This is a genomic window from Stenotrophomonas lacuserhaii (assembly GCF_039674585.1).
In the GTDB taxonomy this organism is placed as follows: Bacteria; Pseudomonadota; Gammaproteobacteria; order Xanthomonadales; family Xanthomonadaceae; genus Stenotrophomonas; species Stenotrophomonas pennii_A.
On the sequence record NZ_JBDJNU010000015.1, the window covers coordinates 53,156 to 77,966 of the forward strand.

Genomic DNA, 24,811 nt, shown 5'->3' on the forward strand with positions numbered 1-24,811 from the left:
GCATCGGCCGAGCCGGCTTCATTTCAGATTCGACCGATAGGGCCCACCAGCCGCAGCGTCCTAGCGTCCACGAACAGGCATCTGCCTGCCTTTCGTGGAGAACGCCATGCTGTTTCGTCTTTGTCTGCCACGGCGTCGTGGCAGCGTGCGCCTGGCCATCGCCTTGCTGCCCGCAGTGGCCGCCTGCGGGCACGCGGCGGGGTTGCAGGATTCCCCGCATTTCATCGGCCCGCTGGCCACGCCTGCGCCTCCGCTGCCAAAGGGGGCCTTCAACATCGAGCCCTACCTCGTCTCCGGCCAGTCGGGGGCCCGCTTCGATGGCGATGGCCATCGTCGGGGCAGCCGTGCGCCAGTGCAGTGGACCACCTCCATCCCGATCCAGTACGGGGTGACGGACCGGGTCAGCATTGGCGGTACGTTGCGCGGGCAGTACAACCGTCTGGCCGGCGGCAGCCGCGGTTTTGCCCGCGGCGATACCAGTGTGGCGGCATCGTTCGGGTTGCTTGATCGTGACGTGCCGAACCGCACGCGGCTTGCGCTGACCGTGCGCCAGCGGCTTCCCACCGGCCGCCATGATCGGCTGGAACGGCACGAGGTGCCCGGCAGTGGTACCGGCGCGGCTTCCACCACGCTGGTGCTGCATGGCCAGGCCTACCTGCTTGCGGGACTGCTCCGCGCGCGCGCCAGCATCGACTGGACCGTGCCGGGAGCACGCGCACGCCTGCACGGGCGCAGCACGTACGGCACCGCCAGCGGGTTCAGTGGCCGCATCCAGCTGGGTCACGGTGCGGGTGCCACGGCGTCGGCGGAATACAGCGTGGACCCGCGCTGGACGCTGGTGGGCGAAGTGGTCTACGAACAGGATGGGGGCTCGACATTGCGCGGCCACGACCGGCGAGGCAACGCCGAGCGCCGGCAGCTGCCATCGTCGTGGCGACTGTCCCTGCTGCCTGCGGTGCAATACCACGTCAGTGACCGGGTAGGGCTGATCGCCGGGGTGCAGGTGGGTGTCGCGGGACGCAATGCCGCCGCGCTGGTGGCCCCGCAGGTCGCGCTCAACGTCGGGTTCTGACCTGGCAGTGGGGTGCGGCGCATCGTGCTGATACGCCGCACCCCCCCTCATCGCGCCTGTCTCAGGTGCCCGCGCCGACCAGTTGGTCGCCAAGCAGTGCCCAGGCAAAGCCGAAGTAGACGAACACACCGACCAGGTCCATCACCGACGTGATCAGCGGCGATGACAGGGTCGCCGGATCAGTGCCCATCCGACGCGCAAGGAACGGCAGCAGCGCACCGACGACCCCGCCCAATGCGGTGCACACCAGCATGCTCAGGCCGACCACCAGCAGCACGTCGATCCCCACGCCTTTGCTGAAGTACGCCAGCACCGCTTCCAACAGGGCGATGGTGACGCCCAGCATCGCCGCTACCGGCAGCTCGCGCCGGATGACGAACAGGACATGCCGCCAGTTGAGTCCCAGTTCGCCCAGCGCCATGCTGCGGATGACCAGCGTGGCCGACTGGCTGCCGGTGTTGCCGCCCATGTCCACGATCGGTGCGATGAACGCGGCCAGCACGATCGCCTGGCTGAGCAGTTCTTCCTGCGCGGCGACGAAGGTACTGGTGATGATGCCGAAGAAGGTCAGCACCGCCAGCCAGAACACGCGGACACTGAACATCCGCCGCAGCGGGGTGGCCATCATGTCCAGGTCCGTGCCGCCCGCCACCGTCGTGCCGCCGAAGCGCGCCAGCTGGTTGGCATCCTGCTGTTTGTCGATGTCCATCGCATCGTCGACGGTGACGATGCCGATCATGGCCTGGCTGGCATCCAGCACCGGCACCGCCAGCAGGTCATACCGGCGGATCAGCTCGGCGGCCTGCGCGCGCGGCCACGCCGCCTGTACGAAAACCGGGTCCGGTCGCACCAGGTTGGCCACCGACGTATCGGCCTGGGCGACCACCAGGTCGCGCAGCGACACGGTTCCCTGCAACCGGCGTTGATCATCAAGGACATACAGCGCATAGATCGTCTCGCTGCTGGGGGCGAGGGTGCGGATATGCGCAAGCGCCTGCACGACGGTCTGGGTGCTGTTGATCGCGACGAAATCGGAGGTGGTGACTGAGCCGATCGACTGCTCGGGGTAGGCGGAAAGCGTGAGGATGTCGTCGCGCTCCACGCCATCCAGGCCAGCCAACAAGTCCGGACGGGACCGCACGTCCAGGCGATTGAACAGATCCGCGCGGTCATCGGCGGGCATCCGTTCGAACAGGTCGAAGACCGTCTGGCGGGGCAGCAGCGCCAGCAGTTCATCCTGCTGCGGGAAGGCCAGGTGGGCGAACAGGTCGGCCCGCTGCTGCGGATCCAGCAGCAGCAACAGCGCGGACAGCGACTGCGCGGAGGTGCACAGCAGGGCCTCGGCGAGGTCGGAGGGATGCGATGCACGGACCAGCGCCGCGAAGCCTTCGCGGTCGGGTGCATGGGCAAAGCGGCGTACGGCGAACATCAGCTCTTCACGGTTCATCGTGATGATTCCTTTTGTCTGGTTGAGGAAATGGGGAAGCAGGAAAGGGGGAGGCGGCAGACGCGCGCCGGCGCGGAGCGGCTCAGCGCGACAGCGGCAGGTTCAGGCCGACGGTGATCCACGAAGCGCCTGCCGCGCCGTGACCGCGCCCGCCGAGCAGGTCAAGCGAAGCGTCGCCGCGCAGGTGACGGCGCATGCCCAGCTGGCTGCTGCGCTGGCGGGCCGCGTCGCGTGCCTGTTCGGCCAGCAGCGACCACGTCGGGGCGATCCGGATCTCGACGCCGGCACCCACGGTGATGCCCCGTTCGTGGCGCGATCGGCTCCATCCGGCGTTGAAATGCGCGGCGGACAGGGCCTGCCGATCCAGTGCAACGCTCACTGGAAGATTCAGTGACCAGCTGCGTGCATCGCCGTGCCGGACATCGCCGGCGGTCTCGATGGATGCGGCCAACTGCAGGCGTTCGTCGTGCCAATGGCGCAACGTCCGTTTGGCACCCAGCGCCCACGGCACGGTGCCTTCGCCACGCAGATGGCCCAGGCCCAGCGACAGTTCGGTGCCGGACAACGTGCACGCCGGCACGGCGGTCAGTTCCCGATGGCTGGCAGGCTGGCGGGTCCAGGTTTCCAGCTGGCAGGTCCCTTCCGGAGTGGTGCCGGCATCGTCCACCAGCAGGCTGGCGGCGGCATGCAGCGGGCCGCTGGCAGAGAGGGTCGCCCACAGCGGGGCAAGGCGAAGGAAGGTGAAGCGCATGGTCGTTTCTCCGGTAGACGGATACGCCAGCGGCTCCCACTTGGGCCGAAGGTAAACAGTGCGATGTTCGAAGTTCAGGCCGCCCACGGCGGGCGGCACCGGGCCCCGTCCTGGCGGACGCGACCTGCCTGGCAGTGTCGGGTCCGCTCAGTAAAAGCAGGATCTACTGTGACTGTCCAAGCAGGGGCCCCCGGGGCGATGAAGTGGGCGCATGGTGTTGGCCTCGATACGGGCGCGTCAAGCAGGATGCGGTGCATGCGCCTCGTTTCGTGCGCGCCAGCACGCTTCTTGCTCGGAGGCGCGTGCTGTTCTCGCTTCAGGACAAGGCGGATGCGACATTGATCACGTGGCGTTTGGCGCTGCGCGCGCTGCTTTCCATAGGCCGCCTGTTTCTATTGAGAACATTCGATAGCTTTCAAAATCTCATCTCCTCAACTTCCCGCATGTCCGTGTGGCGGAAGTCCGCCTAGCGTCGTCAGGGCAGGCAGATGCTTGTGTCGAGGAGAGAGAACATCATGTCCGATCGCGTCAACCGCCGTTCCGCAGGGACCGTGGTCGTGATGCTGCTGGCATCCACGCTGGCCAGTCACGCCGCCGCCGAGGGGCCGCGCTTTGCCGGCCCGCTGCTCAGCCCCGCACCGCCGCTGCCGGTGGGCATGCTCAACATCGAGCCCTACCTGATCAACAGCCAGCTGCGCGGCCTGTATGACAAAAAAGGCAACCGTCGCGATGCCGGTGGGCCGGACGGCTGGTACCTGGCCGTGCCGATCCAGTACGGGTTGCATGAGCGCCTGACCATCGCGGCCAGCTTGAACGCGTCCTACAACCGGGACGACGCCAACCAGCGTGCCTTCGATATCGGTGACACCACGTTGTCCGCGCTGTTCGGGCTGTACAAGGGGCAGGGCGCGCATCGTCCCACGCTGACCCTGGCCATCCGCCAGAGCATCGCCACCGGGCATCACGACCGGCTGGAAGAGCGGCCGATCTCGGTCGCCAGCGGAACGGGCGTGGGCGCCACCAGCTTTGGCCTGCACGGCCAGGCCTACTTCCAGGAGGGGCACCTGCGGATGCGCGCCAGTACGTTGTGGCGCACGCCGGGCGCGAATGCCGGCGTGCGGGGCCAGAGCGCGTTCGGTACGCCGGTGGGCTTCGATGGCAGGGTGCGGCTGGGTGCGGCAGTGACCAGCCTGCTGGCGGCCGAGTACAGCCTTTCGCCCACCTGGGTGCTGGCCGGCGAGCTGCTGCATGAGCGTGAAAGCGCCGGCAGCGTGCACGGCAGGGTGGCGAAGGCAACGGGGAGCGAGGAGATGTACCGACGCGATCCGGCCAGTTGGCGGTTCTCTGTCGTCCCGGCCATCCAGTACCACTGGAACGACCATGTCGCGCTCGTCGCCGGCGCGCAGGTGTCGCTGGCCGGCCGCAACAGCAGCGAGGTGTTCGTGCCGCAGGTGGCGGTGAACATGGGGTGGTGAGCGCGTCGGCCGGTTGCATGTGACGACCAACGGTCGTCACCCACCAGGGCGCCCAACCGATTGACGGCCAGCGGCCGTCACTACCGAAAAAGCCACCCGCATGCGGGTGGCTTTTTGTGTTCACACCGGCCTGGGGTCAGTTGTTGACCGTGGTGCTCGGGTTGCCGGCGTCGACGGTCAGCAGGCGGTTGATGTCCTGCAGTTCGGCGATGTCCAGCGCGCCAACAGCCTGGCTCAGCAGCAGGCGGTTCTGCAGGAAGGTGTAACGCGCGTTGGCGTAATCCAGCTGTGCCGAGAACAGGATCCGCTGGTTCTGGATCACGTCCAGCACGGTGCGGGTGCCCACTTCCAGGCCGACCTGCGATGCGTCGTAGGCGCTCTGCGCGGAGACCACTGCCAGGCGGCGGGCTTCCACTTCGCTGATACCCGCCACCAGCGTCTGGTACGCGTTGCGGGTGTTGCGGTCCAGGGCACGCTTCTGCTGTTCGTAGCCATCCTGCGCGATGTCACGCTGGGCCAGCGCCTGGCGGACCGCGGACTGGGTGGCGCCGCCGGAGAAGATCGGCACGTTCAAGGTCAGGCCAACGCTGTTGGTGCGCGTATCCGGGCTCAGCCCGCCCGCCCCGGTGCTGTCACCCCACGTCGCGCCCTGGCCCACGCTGGCACCCAGGGCAAGCGTGGGCAGGTGGCCGGCACGTGCGGCCTGCACGCTGGCTTCGGATGCACTGACCTGCAGTTCCTGCGCCTTCAGCGCCGGATTCTGCGATACCGCACTCTGCACCAGCTGGTCGACGTTGCCGCGGTTGGCCGGCACTTCCGGACGGAAGTCCTCCGGCAGGCCGCGCAGGTTGGTCACCGGCTGGCCGGTCAGTTCGGTCAGTGCCTGGTAGGCATCGGCGAGGGTGTTCTGCGAGACGATGGTGTTGGCACGTGCCTGGTCGTACTGGGCGCGCGCTTCATGCACGTCGGTGATCGGCGCCAGGCCGACTTCCAGGCGCTTGTCGGCGAAATCGAACTGCTTCTTGGCCGCTTCTTCGTTGGTCTTGGCCGCGTTCAGTGATTCGATCGCCACCAGCACGTTGAAGTACGCCGCCGAGGTGCGCACGATCAGGTCGTCGTTGGCCGAATCGAGGGTGAAATCAGCCGCACGGCTCAGTTCGCGCTGGGCGCGCAGGGTGCTGAACTGGCTCCAGTTGAACAGCGTCTGGCTGCCATCGATGGTGTAGGTGCGGCGGCGACTTTCGAAGGTACCGGTGTTGTTGCCGCGGTCTTCGGTGCGCGTGCGGTTCAACGAGGCGACGCCGTTGATCTGCGGCAGCAGGGCGGCGCGTGCCTGCACGGCGCCTTCCTTGTCGAACAGCCGGGTGGATTCGGCAGCGGACAGCTGCGGGTCGCCATTGCGGGCCATTTCATAGACCTGCAGCAGGTCGGCGGCATGGGCGGACAGCGGCAGCAGGACGGTGGCCAGCGCAATAGCGAGGGTTCGGCGGATCATTGCGGCTTCCTTGGACTCAGAGGTGGAACTGGGGGGCCGGCGCGGCACCGCGCAGGTAATCGATATCGGTTTCGAACAGCGATTCGGTGCTGCCATCGGCCTTGACCAGGATCGCTTCCATCGCCGGTGAACGGCCGTGGATGATGTACAGGCGACCGCCCGGACGCAGCCATGTGGCGAACTGTGACGGCACGCGGTCGACGGCGCCAGTGACACAGATCACATCGAAACGGCGGTCGGTCTGCCAGGCCAGCGCATCGGCCACGTCCACGCGCACGTTGGTGCCCAGGCCGGTGCTGTCCAGGCGTGCACGCGCGGTGGCGGCCAGCTCGGGATCGATTTCCAGGCTGAGCACTTCGCGCGACAGCGCGCCGAGGCAGGCCGACAGGTAACCGCTGCCGGTGCCGATTTCCAGCACTTCGTCACCCGGCTGCAGATCCAGCGCCTGCAGGGTACGGCCTTCGACGACCGGCTTCATCATCTTCTGCCCGCCGCCGAGCGGCAGCTCGATGTCCGCATAGGCCAGCGCACGATGGCTCTCTGCCACGAAGGCCTCGCGCGGCAGGCGCGCCAGGACGTCGAGCACCTTGATGTCCAGCACGTCCCAAGGACGGATCTGCTGTTCCACCATCAGTTCACGGGCGTGTGCGTAGTCAATCGTCATGAGGTTCCAATCCAGCGCAGTGGGCCGGCCATTTTACCGGTGCCGGAGGCCGTCGGCGCACCCGGAGCATGTATTCAGGGCGGTGCCGGTCGCAGTGCCGGAAGTCATCGCGACCTCCGGCTTGTTCAGGTTGTGGGTGTCAGCCACCGCGCGCGCCCGCCTGGGCCGGGCGGGGGACATACGCGCGCAGGAAGAAATCCACGCTGGCCGCCACGTGCCGACCGGCATCACCGGCCGCCAGCGGCGGCTGCAGGCCGCACATCATATGCGTATGCAGCTCGCCCTTGACCAGCGTCATCAGCTGCAACGCGGCAGTGGGGAAGTCCTGGATATCCAGCTCGCCGCGCGCCGTCCGGGCGCGCAGGAACTCGGCCAGGGCCTCGGTGGTGCGCCGCGGGCCGGCCTGCCAGAACATCTCGCGCAGGCGGTCATCGGTCTCCGGCGCCATCATCACCCGCTGTACCGACACCGCCGCATCGGAGGTGACCAGCTCGAAAAAGGCCTGGCCGATGCCCAGCAGCTGGTCGCGCAGGGGCCCTTCGGCATCGGCGACGAACAGGGTATCCGGCAGCATTTCCACGCACTTGGAGGTGACCGCTTCGCCGAACAACGATTCCTTGTCACCGAAATGGCTGTAAACGGTGAGCTTGGAAACACCGGCCTGGGCGGCGATGGCATCCATGCTCACGCCCGTGTAGCCCTGTTCCACGAACAGCGCCTTGGCCGCTTCCAGGATGGCGGCACGCTTGCCAAGGTCCTTGGGGCGGCCTGGGCCTGCGGCCTTTCCGGCAGGGCGGGGCGCATTCTTGCGGGAGAAGGGACACATCATCGGCGTAATAGTAGACCAAGCGGTTCGATATTTATACTATACCGCCGGGTTCACTAAACCGCCCGGCGCCGCGCCTCCGCGCAGCTGCCACCCCTCGAATGTGTAATCAGGACGAACACCGATGAAGAGCGTGCGCTGGATGGGAATTGCACTGGGAGTGGCCGCGCTGGCTGCCTGTTCCGACAAGCCGGAAGCCCCCGTCGCCGCCGTGCCGGTGCTGGTGGTGCACCCGCTGGTCGCGGCCGCTGACGGCGCCACGGTGTTCCCCGGCGAAGTCCGCGCGCGGCAGGAAAGCGCGCTGTCTTTCCGGGTCGGCGGCAAGCTGCTGCGGCGTGACGTGGATGCGGGCCAACGGGTGGTCAAGGGACAGCTGCTGGCGGAGCTGGACCCGGCAGACTTCGCCCTGCAGGCACGCGCGTCGCAGGCACAGCTGGCGGCCGCGCAGGCCGAACTGGTCCGCGCCCGTGACGACCACAGGCGCTACGAAGTGCTGGCCGCGCAGCAGTTGATCAGCCGTTCCGCACTGGACCAGCAGGCGGCCGCGTTCAAGGCGGCGCAGGGCCAGGTGGACGCTGCGCGTGCCAATGCCAACGTGCTGGGCAACCAGGCTGGTTATGCGCAGCTGCGCGCGCCCGCCGACGGGGTGATTGCCAGCCGCGAGCCCGATGCCGAAGCCGGGCAGGTGGTGGCGGCCGGGCAGACGTTGTTCACGCTGGCCACCGACGGTGGCCGCGAGGTGCGGATCGATCTGCCCGAAGCGAGGCTGCGCGACTTCCCGGTCGGTACGGCGGTGCAGGTGGAACCATGGAGTCGCGGTGGGCCGATGCTGCCGGGGACGATCCGTGAGGTCGCTGCCGCCGCCGATCCGCAGTCGCGGACCTTCGCCGCGCGGGTCAGCCTGGCCGCCGACGCGCTGGCCGATGTCAGCCTGGGCCAGAGCGCGCGCGTGCATGGGCTGGTGGGGGGCAACGGCAAGCCGGCACTGCAGCTGCCCTTGGCCGCCCTGCAGCGCGGTGCCGACAACCGCGCCAGCGTCTGGGTGGTGGACCCGTCCAGCTCGCGCCTGAAGGCCGTGCCGGTCACCGCAGGGGCTTACGGCAGCGATACCGTGCCGGTGCTGGGCGGCATCACGGCAAGTGACTGGGTGGTTGCCGCCGGTGGCCACCTGCTGCGCGCAGGCCAGTCGGTGACCGCGGTGGACCGGCAGAACCGCCCGGTACTGAAGCCGGCGGTTGCCGCCAGCAAGGCGGGGGAGTAAGCCCGTGCGCCGTTTCAATCTTTCCGAGTGGGCGCTGGCCAATCGTCCGCTGGTGTTGTTCGCCATGCTCGCCTTCGCGCTGATCGGCGCGTGGTCCTACAAGCACCTCGGGCAGTCCGAGGATCCTCCCTTCACCTTCAAGATCATGGTGGTGCGCACGATGTGGCCGGGGGCCACGGCCGAACAGGTGTCGCGACAGGTCAGCGAGCCGATCGAGAAGGCGCTGATGAACACCGGCGAGTTCGAGTTCATCCGCTCCTATTCGCGCCCGGGCGAATCGCAGGTCATCTTCGTGGCCCGCGACGACCTGCGTTCCAGGCAGATCCCCGACCTCTGGTACCAGGTGCGCAAGCGGGTCGGCGACATCCGGGCCACGCTGCCGCGCGAGATCGTCGGGCCGTTCTTCAACGATGAGTTCGGCGATACCTTCGGCAACATCTACGCGCTGACCGGCAAAGGCTTCGACTACGCGCTGATGCGCGATTACGCCGATCGCATCCAGCTGGAGCTGCAGCGGGTGCCGGACGTGGGCAAGGTCGAGCTGGTCGGCCTGCAGGATGAAAAAGTCTTCATCGAACTGTCCAACACCAAGCTGACTTCGCTGCGCATCTCGCGACAGGAAGTGCAGCAGGCCGTGGCCGAGCAGAACGGGGTGGCCAATACCAGCTTCCTGGAAACCGGCAGCGATCGCGTGCAGCTGCGCGTCAGTGGCCAGTTCACCAGCATCGACGACATCCGCGCGTTCCCGATCCGCGTCGGCCAGCGTACCGTGCACCTCGGCGACATCGCGCACGTGCACCGTGGCTTCGCCGATCCGGCCTCGCCGAAGATGCGTTTCATGGGCGAGGATGCGATCGGCCTGGCGGTGGCGATGAAGGACGGCGGTGACATCCTGGCACTCGGCACGCACCTGGATGCAGAGTTCGAACGGCTGCAGAAGACGCTGCCGGCCGGCATGCAGCTGCGCAAGGTGTCCGACCAGCCGCAGGCAGTGGAAGAATCCGTCGGCGAGTTCGTCCAGGTGCTGGCCGAAGCGGTGGTGATCGTGCTGCTGGTGAGCTTCTTCTCGCTGGGCCTGCGCACCGGGCTGGTGGTCGGGGTGACCATCCCGCTGGTGCTGGCGATGACCTTCTTCGTCATGCATTACTTCGGCATCGGCCTGCACAAGATTTCGCTCGGCGCGCTGGTGCTGGCGCTGGGCCTGCTGGTGGACGATGCGATCATCGCGGTGGAGATGATGGCCACCAAGATGGAGCAGGGCTACGACCGCCTGCGCGCGGCCAGCTTCGCCTGGGAATCCACCGCCTTCCCCATGCTGACCGGCACGCTGATCACCGCCGCCGGCTTCCTGCCGATCGCCACCGCGGCCTCCAGTACCGGTGAGTACACCCGTTCGCTTTTCCAGGTGGTGACCATCGCGCTGGTGGTGTCCTGGATCGCGGCGGTGCTGTTCATTCCCTACCTCGGCGACAAGATGCTGCCGGACCTGTACAACCGGCAGCCGCCGAAGCCGGGCAGCCTGCTGGGTCGCTGGCATGCCCGGCGGCAGGCGTGGGCAGACCGCTTTCCGGCATTGGCCAACCTGCTCGCGCCACCGGTGCATGGGCACGACCACGACCCGTACCAGCGTCCGTTCTACGTGCGCTTCCGGCGCTTCCTGGAAGGATGCCTGCGCCATCGCTGGTGGGTGATCGCCGCGACTCTCCTGTTGTTCATCGGCTCGCTGGTGCTGTTCCGTTTCGTGCCGCAGCAGTTCTTCCCGGACTCCACCCGGCCGGAGCTGATGGTGGACATCGAACTGGCCGAGGGCGCGTCGTTGGACGCGACCCGCGGCCAGGTGGCCAAGCTGGAGAAGCTGCTGGACGGCCGCGAAGGCGTCCGCAACTACGTGGCCTACGTCGGCACCGGCTCGCCGCGCTTCTACCTGCCGCTGGACCAGCAGCTGCCGGCAACCAACTTCGCCCAGTTCGTGGTGCTGGCCAACGACACCCATGCCCGTGAAAGCGTGCGCGACTGGTTGCAGCGCGAAGTGCTGCCCACCTTCCCGGACGTGCAGATGCGCGTGACCCGGCTTGAGAACGGGCCGCCGGTCGGCTATCCGGTGCAGTTCCGGATTTCCGGCGAACACATCGCGCAGGTCCAGGCGCTGGCCCGCCAGGTGGAAGAAAAGGTGCGCGCCAACCCGCACACCATCAACGTCAACCTGGACTGGAGCGAACCCAGCAAGGTGGTGCGGCTGGTGATCGACCAGGACCGTGCCCGCGTGCTTGGGGTCACCAGCGCCCAGGTCAGCAACTTCGTGGCCAGTTCGCTGGCCGGCGAGACGACCAGCGTGTACCGCGAAGGCAACCGGCAGATCGAGATGGTGGTGCGGGGCGCGGAAGATGAGCGGCTGAGCCTGGAACTGCTGGGCAGCCTGCAGATGCCCACGCCGTCCGGTGGCAGCATCAGCATGTCCCAGGTGGCCACGCTGGAGCATGGTTTCGAAGATGGCATCATCTGGCACCGCGACCGGCTGCCGACGGTGACCGTGCGTGCCGATATCGGCGATGGCATGCAGCCGCTGGACGTGGTGCAGCAGCTGCTGCCGACGCTGGAAGGCATCCGCGCGCAGCTGCCCAGTGGTTACCTGCTGGAAACCGGCGGAACGGTGGAGGATTCCGCGCGCGGCCAGGATTCGATCAAGGCCGGCATGCCGCTGTTTCTGGTGGTGGTGGCGACGCTGCTGATGCTGCAGCTGCGCAGCTTCTCGCGCACGGCGATGGTGCTGGTCACCGCGCCGCTGGGGATCATCGGCGCCACCCTGTTCCTGCTGCTGTTCCGGTCGCCGTTCGGCTTCGTCGCGCTGCTGGGCACGATCGCGTTGGCCGGCATGATCATGCGCAACTCGGTGATCCTGATCGACCAGATCCAGCAGGACATCGATGCCGGCCATGACCGCTGGGACGCGATCCTGGATGCCACCGTGCGCCGCTTCCGTCCGATCGTGCTGACCGCGTTGGCGGCGGTGCTGGCGATGATTCCGCTGTCGCGCAGTGCGTTCTATGGGTCGATGGCGATTTCGATCATGGGCGGGTTGATCGTGGGCACGGTGTTGACGCTGGTATTCCTGCCGGCGTTGTATGCGGCGTGGTTCCGGGTGCGGCCGGGTGAGGTGGGTCGAACGGGTTGAACCCCCTCGCGGGTGGCTGCTTGCAGCACGCTGGCTGGTTGGCGCCGGGCGGTGGGGCTGGGCGGGGGACGGCAAAGGCTGCCCCTCCGGGGTCCGGCCCAGCCGCTGGGCGGCTGTGCGTTCGGGCGCTTGCGAAGCGGTGCTTCGCAAGCAAAGCGCCCTCACCCATGCGGGCCTCGTTTCGTGCCATCCATGGCGCGGGTCCACGCCATCGCATTCGCGCTGTCGCTCCCACACTTTGCTGCGCAAAGCGTGGGCCCCGTATCCCCACCACCCACACCCCGCCGCTTCGCGGCCGCCCCTGACTCAGGGGCTCCCTCCACCCGACACGCCAAGGCGCTACCAAAAGCACCCAGGCCGCCATGGACCTGTCGAAGGTGGGGCGGGGCGGGGGCGCGGGGGCGTTGAGCGCCATGGATGGCGCGAAACGAGGCCCGCAGGAGCGGCTCTTGCCGTCCCCCGCGAACCTGCCCCGTCCCGCCAACCGCACAGCCCTGCAGCTTCTGACGTTGACGTTGACGTTGCCTCAGCCCTGCAGTCGTTCGAGAACGGCTGAGGTGGCCTCCGCGGTGGACACCGCAGCACCCGTAGCAGCGAGGTCCGCAGTGAACACGCCGGCGTCCAGCGCCGCGTGCACGGCCGCTTCTACCGCAGCAGCCTCGGCTTCCAGGCCCAGCGAATGGCGCAGCAGCATCGCCGCGCTGAAGATCGTCGCGTAGGGATTGGCGATGCCCTTGCCGGCGATGTCCGGTGCCGAACCGTGGATCGGCTCGTAGATGCCGACCGCCCCCGGTTCGCCCAGCGAGGCGGAGGGCAGCAGGCCGAGTGATCCGGCCAGCATCGAGGCCTCGTCGGTCAGGATGTCGCCGAACATGTTCTCGGTCACGATCACGTCGTACTCGCGTGGCTTGGCCAGCAGGTGCATGGCCATCGAATCGACCAGCTGGTGCTCCAGCGCCACGTCGGCGAACTCGTCGCGGCCCAGTCGGGTGGCAACGTCGCGCCACAGCCGCGAGGTTTCCAGCACGTTGGCCTTGTCCACCGAGGTGACCTTGCCACGGCGCTGGCGGGCCAGCTCGAAGGCGCTGCGCAGCACCCGCTCGATCTCCACCACGCTGTAACTGCACAGGTCGCTGGCGGCGGCCGCCGTGCGGGTCTTTTCGCCGAAGTAGATGCCACCGGTGAGTTCGCGCACCACCACGAAGTCGACGCCGCGCAGCAGTTCGGCCTTGATCGGTGAGGCGCCCAATGCCGCCTCATGGGGGCGCACCGGGCGCAGGTTGGCGTACAGGCCGAGCGCGCGGCGGATCGCCAGCAGACCTTGTTCCGGACGTACTTTCGCATTCGGGTCGGACCACTTCGGGCCGCCCACCGCGCCCAGCAGGATCGCATCCGCCGCACGGCAGGCATCCAAGGTGCTGGCCGGCAGCGGCTCGCCATGACGGTCGATGGCAATCCCGCCGATGTCGTGTTCGTTGAAGTTGAAGCTGTGGTTGAAACGGGTGGCGACGGCTTCCAGTACGGCCACGGCGGCGGCGGCCACTTCCGGGCCGATGCCATCACCGGGCAGTACGACGATCTCAGCGTGCATGTTCAGTCTCGTAACGTTCAATGTCGGGGACGCGGCCCAGCAGGTAGCCCAGCTGGTCGACACCTTCCAGCAGGCAGGTCTGCGAGAAACCGTCCAGCGGGAAAGTGTAGACGCGGCCATCGGGGGTGCGCAGTTCGCGTGCGGCGATGTCGACGGTCAGCACGTCGTCCGGGCGCTGCATCAGCGCCTGCACGTCGGCTTCGTCCAGTACCACCGGCAGCAGGCCGTTCTTCAGCGAATTACCACGGAAGATATCGGCGATCTCGCTGCTGACGATGGCGCGCAGGCCGAGGTCGGTCAGGGCCCATGGCGCGTGTTCGCGCGAGGAGCCGCAGCCGAAGTTGCGCCCCGCCAGCAGGATGCTGCGGCCGGCGTTCTGCGGCTGGTTGAAGGCGAAATCGGCGTTGGGCGTGCCATCGGCGGTCCAGCGCCAGTCGTTGAACGCGTTGCGGCCCAGGCCGGCACGTTCGGTGGTGGACAGGAAGCGCGCCGGGATGATCTGGTCGGTGTCGATGTTGGTCTGGCGCAGCACCACGCTGGCCGACGCCAGGGTACGGAAGCCGCTCATCAGGCCACCTCCTGGTTGAACAGGTCGCGGGTATCGGAGACGCGGCCATTGACGGCGGCCCACGCGGCGGTCATCGGCGAGGCCAGCAAGGTGCGCGAGCCCGGGCCCTGGCGGCCTTCGAAATTGCGGTTGCTGGTGCTCACCGCCAGCTGCCCCGGCGCTACCAGATCGCCGTTCATCGCAATGCACATCGAGCAGCCGGGCTCGCGCCATTCGGCACCGGCGGCGCGCACGATGGCATCGATGCCTTCGGCTTCGGCCTGGCGCTTGACGATTTCCGAGCCCGGTACCACCAGCATGCGCACGTGATCGGCCACCTGCCGGCCACGCAGCACCTGGGCGACTTCACGCATGTCACTCAGCCGCCCATTGGTGCAGGATCCCACGAACACCACGTCCACCGGCGTCCCCTGCAGGGTGTCGCCGGCATGCAGCTGCATGTAGTCCAGGCCCTTCTGTGCAGCGGCATCGTTGGCCGCCGGGATCGGCGCGTCCACAGCGATCGCGGTACCCGGATGGGTGCCCCAGGTCAGGGTCGGACGGATGTCGGCCGCGTTGATCGAAACCTCTGCATCGAAGCGTGCACCGTCATCGCTGCGCAGCTGCGACCAGCGCGCCACGGCGGCATCGAAGTCGGCACCCTTCGGCCCGCGCGGGGTGGCGGCCACCCAGTCGAAGGTGACCTGGTCCGGGGCCACCATGCCGGCGCGTGCACCGGCTTCGATGGACATGTTGCACAGGGTCATCCGCTGTTCCATGTCCATCGCCGCGATGGTGCTGCCACGGAACTCCAGCACGTGGCCGGTGCCGCCGTTGACTCCGATCACGCCGATGATGTGCAGCACCACGTCCTTGGCGCCGACGCCGGCCGGCAGCGCGCCGTCCACGGTGATCGCCATGGTCTTCGCTTTGCGCTGCAGCAGGCACTGGGTAGCCAGCACGTGGCCGACTTCACTGGTGCCGATGCCGAACGCCAGCGAACCGAACGCACCATGGGTGGAGGTATGGCTGTCGCCGCAGACGATGGTCATGCCGGGCAGGGTGAAGCCCTGTTCCGGCGCGATGACGTGCACGATGCCGCGGTCGGCCGAGGCCATGTCGAACAGTTCCACGCCGTACTCGGCGCAGTTGCTTGCCAGCATCGCCACCTGGGCTTCGGAGGCCGCGCTGGCATAGGGCAGGGAGCCATCGGCGCGCGCGGGCAGCGTCGGCGTGGAATGGTCCATGGTGCCCTTGGTGCGGTCCGGCCGGCGCGGCGACAGGCCGCGTTCGCGCAGCTCGGTGAAGGCCTGCGGCGAGGTCACTTCGTGGATCAGGTGCAGGTCGATGTACAGCACGGCGGGCGCGTTGTCGGATTCGGGGACGACCACGTGGGCGTCCCACAGTTTGTCGTACAGGGTGCTGGGTGCGGGGGTCATGCGATGGCCTGGCAGGAAGGTGCGATGAAGAACATCAGGGGTAATCAGGGGGAGGTCAACACTCAGCGGCGACGTGCGAGCACGCGCAGCCGCACATAGTCGGCGAGCGGCAGGCCCGACGCATCACGTGGCAGGTCGGCCAGCAGTGCTTCGGCGGCATCACGCATGCGACAGGCAGTCGCGCTGTCCAGGTCGGCCAGCAACGGCGCGGCGAACACCCGCAGCCAACCCGCGATGCCGGTGGGCAGCGGCGTGGGGCGCTCCACGCGCTCGGCGAACTGCACGTGGAAGCCATGCTGGCGCAGGCGGTCGCTGTACGCCTCCACGGTGGGGAAGTACCAGCTGAACGCGCTTTCGCCGTGGCCGTGCGCCACCCGGGCAGCCTGCACGGCGCCGACGATGGCGGCGACGTTGCCATCGCCACCGAACTCGGCGACCAGGCGTCCGCCGGGTTTCAATGCACGCCGCACGCCGGCCAGCACGCGGTCCGGCTCGTGCATCCAGTGCAGCGCGGCGTTGCTGAACACCGCATCGAACTCGCCATCGAAGGCCAGCGCATGGCCGTCCATGACCTGCGCATCGACCCCGCGTGCGCGCGCGGCGATCACCAGTTCGGGCGAGGCGTCCACGCCGATCACCTGCGCGCCGGTCAGTGCCAGTTCGGTGCTGAGCACGCCATCGCCACAGCCGAGGTCGAGGACCCGTTCACCCCGCCGTGCGTCGAGCAGGCGCGCGATCGCGCTGCCCAGCACCGGCACGAAGCCGGCGTCGATGGCGTAATCCTGGGCATTCCAGGTCTGGCCGGCGTCGATGCTGACGGAGGTGAAAGCGCTCATGCTGGAATCCTCAGGCGTGGGCCGCCGCAGCGGCGGTGTCAGGGGCGGCAGAGGCTTCGCGCTGGCGCAGCAGGCGGTTGGCGACGTCCAGCCAGGCCAATGCCGAGGCTTCGATGATGTCGCGGCTGGTGCCGGTGCCTTCGAAGACGTCCTCGCCACTGCGTACGCTCAGGTTGGCTTCGCCGCGTGCGTCCGCGCCGATCCCCACGCTGTGCACCTGGTAGCTGTCCAGCTGCAGGCTGACGCCGGTGGCCGAAGACAGGGCACCGAACAGCGCATCCACCGGGCCATCGCCCTGTGCGGTTTCGGCCACCCGGTTGCCATCCGGATCGGACAGTTCGACCAGTGCATTGGCACGGCTGCCGACATCGCTGATGGTCATCGAGGCCAGGCGGTAGCCCGGGGCGCTGGCGCCGCCCTGCATCAGGGTCTGCAGGTCGGCATCGGTGACCACGCGCTGCTGCTCGCACAGCGACTTGAACTGTTCGAACACCAGCTTCAGTTCCTCTTCTTCCAGCCAGAAGCCCAGTGCGCGCAAACGCGCCTCGACTGCGGCGCGGCCGCTGTGGCGGCCCAGTACCATCTGCGAATCTTCCCAGCCCACGTCTTCCGGGCGCATGATTTCGTAGGTGCCACGGTGGCGCAGCATGCCGTGCTGGTGGATGCCGGACTCGTGCGCGAACGCGTTTGCGCCGACGATCGCCTTGTTGCGCTGTACCGGCATGCCGACCAGCCGCTGCAGCAGCTGCGAGGTGCCGACGATGCGCGGGGTGTTGATGGATGTGTCCTGCTCGTAGAAGGCCTGGCGCACCTTCAGCACCATGGCGATCTCTTCCAGCGAGCAGTTGCCGGCGCGCTCGCCGATGCCGTTGACGGTGCATTCGACCTGGCGGGCGCCGCCTTCGATGGCGGCCAGCGAATTGGCCACGGCCAGGCCCAGGTCGTTGTGGCAGTGCGCACTGAAGATCACCCGTTCGGAACCGCTGACGTCGGCGACGCCGGCGATGACCTGCTGGAACATCGCGCGGATTTCCTCCGGCGTGGTGAAGCCGACCGTGTCCGGCAGGTTGATGGTGGTGGCACCGGCGGCGATCGCCACGCGTGAGACTTCGATCAGGTAGTCCAGTTCGGTGCGGGTGGCGTCCTCGGCGGAGAACTCGACATCGTCGATGTACGAACGCGCCAGCGCGACGTGCTTGCGCACCGACTCCAGCACCTGTTCACGCGTCATGCGCAGCTTGTGCTCGCGATGCAGCGGGCTGGTGGACAGGAACACGTGCAGGCGCGGGTGCGCGGCCGAGTCCAGCGAGCGTGCCGAGGTTTCAATGTCCGTTGCCAGGCAGCGCGACAGCACCGCCAGGATCGGGCGCTGTACGTCGCGGCCGATCATCGTCATCGCCTCGCGGTCGGATTGTGAGCTGGCCGGGAATCCGGTTTCGATCACGTCCACGCCCAGCTCGTCCAGCGCACGCGCCATGACCAGCTTCTGCTGCGGGCTCATGCTGCAGCCGGGCGACTGTTCGCCGTCGCGCAGGGTGGTGTCGAAGATGCGGATGCGCGGCGGGGTAATTCGTTCGATGGTCGGCGTGGTCATGGGGAAGTCTCCTCGACAGCGGGCAGTGCGGCGTGCAGATGGGAAGGGTAAGAAGCAGGTTTCAAGGCGGGCGGTGCGACCGCCACGGCGGGCGCTCGCAGGGTTTCGGGGCGGCGCCGGCGCGGTTTGCGCGGGGCGCGTGGGCGCACGTCGGTGAGCAGGCCGGCAAGCACCGAAGCATCGATGTTGCCGCCGGAGACGACCGCGAACTTGCGGCGTCCGGCGACCCGTCGACCGGCGGCCAGCGCCAGCGCGCCGGCGCCTTCGGCAATCAGGTTTTCTTCCAGCGCCAGCCGCACCAGCGTCTCGCGCAGCTCGGCTTCGCGCACGATCACCACGTCGTCCAGCAGCGAGGCGCACAGGCGGCGGGTCAGGAAGCCGGGGATCTTCACCCGCACGCCGTCGGCCAGCGAGGGCACCGGGGCGATCGGGCGGACGTCGCCGAGGATCGCGCGGGCCATCGAGTCCACCCCTTCGACCTGCGCGCCGACGATGCGCACGCCCTGTGATTTCAGCGCCAGGGCGACACCGGATGCCAGGCCGCCGCCGCCGATGGGTACGATCACCACGTCGGGCGAATGGGGGGCCAGTTCGATGCCGACCGTGCCCTGGCCGGCGATGACATCGGCATCGTCGAAGGCGGACAGGAAGCGGTAGTCATGACGCTGGGCCAGCTCCACCGCGAACGCCCAGGCGTCGTCGTAGCTGTCGCCATGCTGGCGCACGGTGGCGCCCCAGTGGGCGACGCCGGCGATCTTGTTGGCCGGCGCGCCGTGCGGCATGACGGTGATCGCCTGCACGCCCAGCCGATGCGCGGCCCAGGCCACGCCCTGGGCGTGGTTGCCGGCAGAGGCGCAGATGATCGGGCGCAGGTCGCCGCGCTCGCGGCCGGCCAGCAGTGCGTTCAGTGCGCCGCGGACCTTGTAGGAACCGGTGCGCTGCAGGTTTTCCAGCTTCAGCCAGGTGCCGAAGCGCTCGGCGTGATGCAGCGGCGTGGGCGGCAGGAAGCGGCGCAGGCGGGCCTGCGCGGCCAGCACGTCGGCGACGGTTACATCGCCTACGTCAGGTTCGGTGCCGGCGCGGTCAGCGGCAGGCATGGTGGACCACGCGTTGAGCGCACGGCCACGACGACGGGCGCCGAAGAAGACGCCTCCGTGCCGGCACCGCTTGCACGGTACGGGCGTTCATGCGGCTGCTCCCTGCAGTTCGGTCACCTGCACCGATACGCAGTCGTAGATTTTTTCGATCTGCCGGCACAGGGTTTCCGGCGGACGGGTCCCGTCCACCACCAGCTGCAGGTGCCAACGGCCGTGGTCGTCGGCATCGGGTGCACCGTGGATGGCGCGCGGGGCGAAGCCGCGTCGCTCGGCCATGCCGATCACACGCAGCAGCGCGCCTTCAGCCGGATGCAGCACCAGGTCAAGCCGGTATTGCATTGGGAGCCTCCTGGCTGGCATGGGCGGGGTTGGCTTCCAGCATCGTGCTGTTGGCGGTGTTGGGCGGCACCAGCGGCCACACGTTGGCGCGCGCGTCGATGGCCACGTGCAGCAGCGCCGGGCCGGGTTCGGCCAGCAGTGCCGCCAGCCCACCTTCCACCTCGTCACGCGCGTCGATGCGGGTGGCGGCGATGCCGAACACCTTGGCCAGTGCGACGAAGTCCGGGTTGTCGGACAGGTCGATCTCGCTGTAGCGCTCGGCAAAGAACAGTTCCTGCCACTGCCGGACCATGCCCAGCGAGCTGTTGTCCAGCAGCACGATCTTCACCGGCAGGCGACAGCGCGCGATGGTGGTCAGCTCCTGCACGTTCATCATGAAGCTGCCATCGCCGGAGACCAGCACCACGGTTCGCTCGGGGCAGGCGAACTGCGCGCCCATCGCCGCCGGCAGGCCGAAGCCCATCGTGCCCAGCGCGCCGCTGGTCAGGTGGTTGCGCGGGTGGTTGAAGCGGCAGTGCTGGGCCACCCACATCTGGTGCTGGCCGACATCACAGGCAATCACCGCATCGGCCGGGGCCAGTTCGCTCAGGCGCTTCAGCAGCGCAGGCGCGTAGATGTGCTTGCCCGGCGCATCGTAGCGGGCGATGAACTTCTCGCGGTGCTGCGCGCAACGGCTGCGCCAGGCGGACTGGGTGGCCGGTGGTGCCGGGAAGGCGGCGTGCAGGGCGCGGATGGCCTGGGCCACGTTGCCCGGAACAGCGACGTCGGCGGTACGCAGCTTGGAGATTTCATAGGCGTCGGCATCGATGTGCACCACGCGCGCGAACGGCGCGAACTCGGTCAGCTTGCCGGTGGCGCGGTCATCGAAGCGCGCACCCAGCACCAGCAGCAGGTCGGCTTCCTGCACGGCCATGTTGGCTGCGCGGGTGCCATGCATGCCCAGCATGCCCAGCGACTGCGGATGTCCTGCCGGCAGTGCGCCCAGGCCGCGCAGGGTCAGTACGGTGGGGATGCCGCTGGCCGCGGCGAAGTCGCGCAGCGCATCCACGGCATCGCCCAGCGCGATGCCGCCGCCGGCGTAGATCACCGGCTTTTCCGCGCCCGCAATGGCGGCGATGGCATCGGCGATGGCCTGCTCCGCCGGCGCCGGCGGTGCCTCCACGGTGGCCGGCACGTGGGCCGGCAGATGGCTGGCATCGGCGACCTGGACATCCTTGGGCAGGTCGATCAGCACCGGCCCGGGACGGCCTTCGCGCGCGATGCGGAACGCCTCGGCGACCACGCGCGGCAGGTCATCCACGCTGCGCACCAGCCAGCTGTGCTTGACGATCGGCAGGGTCAGTCCGAACACGTCCAGTTCCTGGAACGCATCGGTACCCAGCAACGGCGTGGCGACCTGGCCGGTGATGCAGACCATCGGCACTGAATCCAGCATCGCATCGGCGATGCCGGTGACCAGGTTGGATGCGCCGGGGCCGGAGGTGGCGATGCACACGCCGACCCGGCCACTGGCACGCGCGAAGCCGTTGGCGGCCAGTGCGGCGCCCTGCTCGTGGCGCACCAGCACGTGCTTCAGCCGCGAATCCACCAGGGCATCGTAGAACGGCATGATCGTACCGCCTGGATAGCCGAACAGCGTCTGCACGCCTTCGGCCTCCAGCGCCTGGGTCAGCCAGCGCGCGCCGTTGGGCGGCGCGCTGCGTTGTGCGGGGTTGTTCATGGGAAACCTTGCAGAGCGGGTGGGGGAGGGCCGCGTGGGTTACGCGGCCTGGCCTTGCAGCCAGACCATCTTGGCGCGCAGTTCCTTGCCTACCTTCTCGATCGGGTGGTCCAGGTCGGCCTGCTTGAACTTGTTGTAGTTCGGCAGTCCCGCTTCGTATTCGGCAACCCAGTTCTTGGTGAAGGTGCCGTCCTGGATGTCCTTCAGGACCTCCTTCATGCGCTCCTTGGTACCGGCGTCGATGACCCGCGGGCCGCTGACGTAGTCGCCGTACTGCGCGGTTTCAGAGATGAACTCCAGCATCCGCGAGATGCCGCCTTCGTAGAACAGGTCCACGATCAGCTTCAGTTCGTGCAGCACTTCGTAGTACGCGATCTCCGGCTGGTAGCCGGCTTCCACCAGCGTTTCGAAGCCGGCCTGCACCAGCGCCGAGGCGCCGCCGCACAGCACCGCCTGTTCGCCGAACAGATCGGTTTCGGTCTCTTCCTTGAACGTGGTCTGGATCAGGTTGGCACGCGCGCCGCCCAGGCCGGTGGCATAGGCCAGTGCATGCTTGGCGGCGTTGCCGCTCTTGTCCTGGTGCACGGCCCAGATGCATGGCACGCCGCGGCCGATTTCGTATTCGCGGCGGACCAGCGCGCCCGGGCCCTTCGGCGCGACCAGCACCACGTCCAGGTCCTCGCGCGGGGTGATCATGTCGAAGTGGACGTTCAGGCCGTGCGCGAACAGCAGCACCGCGCCCTGTTTCATGTTCGGTGCCAGCACGTCTTCGTACAGCTTCTTCTGCACCATGTCCGGGGTCAGCACGGCGACCAGGTCGGCATCCTTCACCGCCTCGGCCGGTGCCTTGACGGTGAAGCCGTCGGCCTGGGCCTTGACTTCGGTCGGGCCGCCGGGTCGCAGGCCGACCACCACGTCGAAGCCGGATTCGCGCAGGTTCAGTGCGTGCGCGCGGCCTTGGCTGCCGTAGCCGACGACAGCGATCTTGGTCTGGGGCAGGTCGTTGGTGCTCATCGTGGTGGTTCCTTGCAGAGGGGTCGGGTGAGGAGGGAGGGTGTTGCCCTGTTCTGAAACGAAAAAACCCGCGCCGGGACCGGTGCGGGTTCTGATCGAGTACCTGTGTGTCTGTTGCTTACACGCTGGCTCGTCCCGCTCCGGTGGGCTGGCTAATAAGTACGAGTACGAGGAGCGAACGCAGCGAGGCGGCGCCGGTGGCGGCGGGCTCGAAGTTCGTTGGCGGTGGCGTGTGGCGCTGCAACATGGGTCCGAGGAAAACATGCGCGCCAAGGTGTGTCAACCCTTGTCGACGGATGCGGATTGGTTGCCACTGAATCCACGCGAAAGCCTTGTGCCACCTGCATTGTTGCGCATGAAACCAGCGTCGCACCGCAGTGCGGAGCGAGCCGTTCGCGCCATTCGCGCAGTAGCGGGCGAGCCCGCGCGGCACGTCCATGACCTATGCCGGATACCCGGCAACGCGCGGACAGGCGACTATCGCAGTATCCCTTTCCAGGAACGCCCCGACGTGACCCGACGACTGACCCGCTGCCTGCTGGCCGCTGCCCTGCTGGCGACGCTGCCCGCGCTTGCCCTCGCCGCTGATCGCGTGACCGGCCACGGCTTTGCCACCCGTTCGGAAGTGATCGCCCCGCATGCGATGGCGGCGACGTCGCAGCCGCTGGCCACCCAGATCGCGCTGGACGTGATGAAAAACGGCGGCAGCGCGGTCGACGCTGCAATTGCCGCCAACGCGGCACTGGGCCTGATGGAGCCGACCGGCAACGGCATCGGCGGCGATCTGTTCGCCATCGTCTGGGATCCGAAGACCCGGCAGCTGCATGGCTACAACGGCTCCGGCCGCTCGCCGCGATCGCTCACCCTGGCCGAGTTCCAACGCCGCGGACTGAAGGAAATCCCGGCCACCGGTCCGCTGCCGGTGTCGGTGCCTGGTGCGGTCGATGGCTGGTTCGCCCTGCACGAGCGTTTCGGCCGCAAGCCGATGGCCGACAACCTGGCGCCGGCCATCCGCTACGCACGCGAAGGCCATCCGGTGGCCGAGGTCATCGCGTATTACTGGGACCGCTCGGTGCCGCGGCTGTCGCAGTATCCCGGCTTCAAGGAACAGTTCACGATCAACGGCCATGCCCCGCGCAAGGGCGAGCTGTGGAAGAACCCGAACCTGGCCGACACGCTGCAGCGGATCGCCGATGGCGGCCGCGACGCGTTCTACAAGGGCGACATCGCGCGCACCATCGGCAGCTACTTCAAGGCCAACGGCGGTTACCTGAGCTTCGATGACATGGCTGCCCACCATGGCGAATGGGTCGATCCGGTGAGCAGCAACTACCGCGGTTACGACGTGTGGGAGCTGCCGCCCAACAGCCAGGGCATCGCCGCGCTGCAGATCCTCAACGTGCTGGAAGGCTACGATTTCTCGAAGATTCCCTTCGGCTCGGCCGAACACGTGCACCTGTTCGTGGAAGCCAAGAAGCTGGCCTTCGCCGACCGCGCGCGCTTCTACGCGGACATGGCGTTCCAGCCGGCCGCCCCGGTGGCCAAGCTGATCTCGAAGGAGTACGCCGCCGAGCGCCGTGCGTTGATTTCGATGGACAAGGCACTGAAGGAAGTGCAGCCGGGCACGCCGAAGCAGCTGGAAGAGGGCGACACGATCTACATGACCGTCGCCGATGCCGACGGCATGATGGTGTCGCTGATCCAGTCCAACTACCGCGGCATGGGCAGTGGCATGGCGCCCCCGGGACTGGGCTTCATCCTGCAGGATCGCGGTGAGATGTTCGTGCTGCAGAAGGACCACCCGAACGGGTATGCACCGGGCAAGCGTCCGTTCCAGACCATCATTCCCGGCTTCATCACCAAGGACGGCAAGCCGTATGCAAGCTTCGGCGTGATGGGCGGGGCGATGCAGCCGCAGGGGCATGCGCAGATCGTGATGAACCTGGTGGACTTCGGCATGAACCTGCAGGAAGCCGGTGATGCGCCGCGCATCCAGCACGAGGGTTCGACCGAGCCGACCGGCCAGGCCACGGCGATGAGCGACGGCGGCGAGGTCAACCTGGAAACCGGGTTTGCGTATGACACGATCCGCGCGCTGATGCGCAAGGGCCATCGCGTGGTGTTCGCCGACGGTCCGTATGGCGGCTACCAGGCGATCCTGCGCGATCCGGAGACGGGCATTTACTACGGCGCGTCGGAGAGCCGCAAGGACGGGCAGGCGGCGGGGTATTGAGGGCAGGCGTCGAACGGGTGAGGCCCCCCTCGCGGGTGGTGGCTGGAAGCAGGTTACGTGTTTGGCGACGGGCGGGTGGGGTTGACAGGACACGCCGCAAGTGCGTCCCTGTAGGCTGCATCGCCGCATCCATGCGGCTCAGCGTCCTGCCAACCCCACCCGCCCGTCGCCCTGACGATTTCGATGGCCGCCCCCCGGCGTGATGAAGAAGAAAAAAAACGGTAGCGCCGACCCATGG

The 24,811-nt window shown here is 67.9% G+C and carries 19 protein-coding genes; 5 read left to right on the forward strand and 14 right to left on the reverse strand.

Annotated elements, in window-relative coordinates:
• The first annotated feature begins 106 nt into the window (after nt 1-106).
• A complete protein-coding gene (locus ABE522_RS08250) occupies nt 107-1,072 on the forward strand; it encodes a hypothetical protein (RefSeq protein ID WP_346591266.1) in 966 nt (321 codons plus the stop codon).
• 61 nt (nt 1,073-1,133) lie between these two features.
• Here ABE522_RS08250 and mgtE read toward each other — a convergent pair whose 3' ends face one another.
• Both mgtE and ABE522_RS08260 read right to left on the reverse strand, forming a co-directional pair.
• Nucleotides 1,134-2,519, reverse strand: coding sequence for a magnesium transporter (gene mgtE, locus ABE522_RS08255; RefSeq protein WP_346591267.1), 1,386 nt, complete (start codon nt 2,517-2,519; stop codon nt 1,134-1,136).
• Between the two features lie 82 nt (nt 2,520-2,601).
• On the reverse strand, nt 2,602-3,270 hold the full coding sequence (locus ABE522_RS08260) for a hypothetical protein (RefSeq protein ID WP_346591268.1): 669 nt from the start codon (nt 3,268-3,270) through the stop codon (nt 2,602-2,604).
• 515 nt (nt 3,271-3,785) lie between these two features.
• Between ABE522_RS08260 and ABE522_RS08265 the strand changes: the two genes are divergently transcribed.
• Complete coding sequence (locus ABE522_RS08265; RefSeq protein ID WP_346591269.1) at nt 3,786-4,745, forward strand: hypothetical protein; 960 nt, start codon at nt 3,786-3,788, stop codon at nt 4,743-4,745.
• A gap of 136 nt (nt 4,746-4,881) precedes the next feature.
• Here ABE522_RS08265 and ABE522_RS08270 read toward each other — a convergent pair whose 3' ends face one another.
• The 3 genes from ABE522_RS08270 to ABE522_RS08280 all read right to left on the reverse strand — a co-directional run bounded on the left by ABE522_RS08270 (nt 4,882) and on the right by ABE522_RS08280 (nt 7,733).
• The gene (locus ABE522_RS08270) at nt 4,882-6,240 is read right to left on the reverse strand and encodes a TolC family outer membrane protein (RefSeq protein ID WP_346591270.1); all 1,359 of its coding nucleotides are present in this window, start codon (nt 6,238-6,240) and stop codon (nt 4,882-4,884) included.
• A 16-nt stretch (nt 6,241-6,256) separates the two neighbouring features.
• Complete coding sequence (locus tag ABE522_RS08275) at nt 6,257-6,904, reverse strand: protein-L-isoaspartate O-methyltransferase family protein (protein ID WP_101098992.1); 648 nt, start codon at nt 6,902-6,904, stop codon at nt 6,257-6,259.
• 139 nt (nt 6,905-7,043) lie between these two features.
• Nucleotides 7,044-7,733, reverse strand: coding sequence for a TetR/AcrR family transcriptional regulator (locus ABE522_RS08280; RefSeq protein ID WP_346591271.1), 690 nt, complete (start codon nt 7,731-7,733; stop codon nt 7,044-7,046).
• A gap of 121 nt (nt 7,734-7,854) precedes the next feature.
• Here ABE522_RS08280 and ABE522_RS08285 point away from each other — a divergent pair, with 121 nt between their 5' ends.
• Nucleotides 7,855-8,991: an efflux RND transporter periplasmic adaptor subunit gene (locus ABE522_RS08285; RefSeq protein WP_346591272.1), complete on the forward strand. Its 1,137-nt coding sequence runs from the start codon at nt 7,855-7,857 to the stop codon at nt 8,989-8,991.
• A 4-nt stretch (nt 8,992-8,995) separates the two neighbouring features.
• Entirely contained in the window at nt 8,996-12,163 is a 3,168-nt protein-coding gene (locus ABE522_RS08290) for an efflux RND transporter permease subunit (RefSeq protein WP_346591273.1), read from the forward strand.
• 526 nt (nt 12,164-12,689) lie between these two features.
• On the opposite strand, the gene leuB is transcribed toward ABE522_RS08290, so the two are convergent.
• From leuB to ilvC, 9 genes are all read right to left on the reverse strand, one after another.
• Entirely contained in the window at nt 12,690-13,754 is a 1,065-nt protein-coding gene (gene leuB / locus ABE522_RS08295) for a 3-isopropylmalate dehydrogenase (RefSeq protein ID WP_346591274.1), read from the reverse strand.
• Entirely contained in the window at nt 13,744-14,322 is a 579-nt protein-coding gene (gene leuD, locus ABE522_RS08300) for a 3-isopropylmalate dehydratase small subunit (protein ID WP_346591275.1), read from the reverse strand. The genes leuB and leuD overlap by 11 nt, the downstream gene beginning before the upstream one ends.
• On the reverse strand, nt 14,322-15,740 hold the full coding sequence (leuC, locus tag ABE522_RS08305) for a 3-isopropylmalate dehydratase large subunit (protein ID WP_346591276.1): 1,419 nt from the start codon (nt 15,738-15,740) through the stop codon (nt 14,322-14,324). The genes leuD and leuC overlap by 1 nt, the downstream gene beginning before the upstream one ends.
• Nucleotides 15,741-15,802: 62 nt before the next feature.
• Nucleotides 15,803-16,576, reverse strand: coding sequence for a class I SAM-dependent methyltransferase (locus tag ABE522_RS08310; protein ID WP_346591277.1), 774 nt, complete (start codon nt 16,574-16,576; stop codon nt 15,803-15,805).
• A gap of 10 nt (nt 16,577-16,586) precedes the next feature.
• Nucleotides 16,587-18,170 (reverse strand): 2-isopropylmalate synthase, encoded by a 1,584-nt coding sequence (locus ABE522_RS08315; RefSeq protein WP_346591278.1) that lies wholly within the window; start codon nt 18,168-18,170, stop codon nt 16,587-16,589.
• On the reverse strand, nt 18,167-19,267 hold the full coding sequence (locus ABE522_RS08320) for a threonine dehydratase (protein ID WP_346591279.1): 1,101 nt from the start codon (nt 19,265-19,267) through the stop codon (nt 18,167-18,169). The genes ABE522_RS08315 and ABE522_RS08320 overlap by 4 nt, the downstream gene beginning before the upstream one ends.
• A gap of 87 nt (nt 19,268-19,354) precedes the next feature.
• Entirely contained in the window at nt 19,355-19,606 is a 252-nt protein-coding gene (locus tag ABE522_RS08325) for an ACT domain-containing protein (protein ID WP_346591280.1), read from the reverse strand.
• The gene (gene ilvG / locus ABE522_RS08330; RefSeq protein WP_346591281.1) at nt 19,590-21,326 is read right to left on the reverse strand and encodes an acetolactate synthase 2 catalytic subunit; all 1,737 of its coding nucleotides are present in this window, start codon (nt 21,324-21,326) and stop codon (nt 19,590-19,592) included. The genes ABE522_RS08325 and ilvG overlap by 17 nt, the downstream gene beginning before the upstream one ends.
• 39 nt (nt 21,327-21,365) lie before the next feature.
• A complete protein-coding gene (ilvC, locus tag ABE522_RS08335; protein ID WP_346591282.1) occupies nt 21,366-22,340 on the reverse strand; it encodes a ketol-acid reductoisomerase in 975 nt (324 codons plus the stop codon).
• Nucleotides 22,341-22,863: 523 nt separating this feature from the next.
• Here ilvC and ggt point away from each other — a divergent pair.
• Nucleotides 22,864-24,573: a gamma-glutamyltransferase gene (gene ggt / locus ABE522_RS08340; RefSeq protein WP_346591286.1), complete on the forward strand. Its 1,710-nt coding sequence runs from the start codon at nt 22,864-22,866 to the stop codon at nt 24,571-24,573.
• Nucleotides 24,574-24,811 lie beyond the last annotated feature (238 nt).

Coding starts and splice junctions, on each gene's coding strand:
- ilvG (WP_346591281.1), bottom strand. CDS start 21,326: ATGAACAACCCCGCACAACGCAGCGCGCCGCCCAACGGCGCGCGCTGG.
- ABE522_RS08265 (WP_346591269.1), top strand. CDS start 3,786: ATGTCCGATCGCGTCAACCGCCGTTCCGCAGGGACCGTGGTCGTGATG.
- ilvC (WP_346591282.1), bottom strand. CDS start 22,340: ATGAGCACCAACGACCTGCCCCAGACCAAGATCGCTGTCGTCGGCTAC.
- ABE522_RS08260 (WP_346591268.1), bottom strand. CDS start 3,270: ATGCGCTTCACCTTCCTTCGCCTTGCCCCGCTGTGGGCGACCCTCTCT.
- ABE522_RS08275 (WP_101098992.1), bottom strand. CDS start 6,904: ATGACGATTGACTACGCACACGCCCGTGAACTGATGGTGGAACAGCAG.
- ABE522_RS08285 (WP_346591272.1), top strand. CDS start 7,855: ATGAAGAGCGTGCGCTGGATGGGAATTGCACTGGGAGTGGCCGCGCTG.
- leuD (WP_346591275.1), bottom strand. CDS start 14,322: ATGAGCGGCTTCCGTACCCTGGCGTCGGCCAGCGTGGTGCTGCGCCAG.
- ABE522_RS08280 (WP_346591271.1), bottom strand. CDS start 7,733: ATGATGTGTCCCTTCTCCCGCAAGAATGCGCCCCGCCCTGCCGGAAAG.
- ABE522_RS08310 (WP_346591277.1), bottom strand. CDS start 16,576: ATGAGCGCTTTCACCTCCGTCAGCATCGACGCCGGCCAGACCTGGAAT.
- ABE522_RS08325 (WP_346591280.1), bottom strand. CDS start 19,606: ATGCAATACCGGCTTGACCTGGTGCTGCATCCGGCTGAAGGCGCGCTG.
- ABE522_RS08315 (WP_346591278.1), bottom strand. CDS start 18,170: ATGACCACGCCGACCATCGAACGAATTACCCCGCCGCGCATCCGCATC.
- leuB (WP_346591274.1), bottom strand. CDS start 13,754: ATGCACGCTGAGATCGTCGTACTGCCCGGTGATGGCATCGGCCCGGAA.
- ABE522_RS08270 (WP_346591270.1), bottom strand. CDS start 6,240: ATGATCCGCCGAACCCTCGCTATTGCGCTGGCCACCGTCCTGCTGCCG.
- ABE522_RS08250 (WP_346591266.1), top strand. CDS start 107: ATGCTGTTTCGTCTTTGTCTGCCACGGCGTCGTGGCAGCGTGCGCCTG.
- ABE522_RS08320 (WP_346591279.1), bottom strand. CDS start 19,267: ATGCCTGCCGCTGACCGCGCCGGCACCGAACCTGACGTAGGCGATGTA.
- leuC (WP_346591276.1), bottom strand. CDS start 15,740: ATGACCCCCGCACCCAGCACCCTGTACGACAAACTGTGGGACGCCCAC.
- mgtE (WP_346591267.1), bottom strand. CDS start 2,519: ATGAACCGTGAAGAGCTGATGTTCGCCGTACGCCGCTTTGCCCATGCA.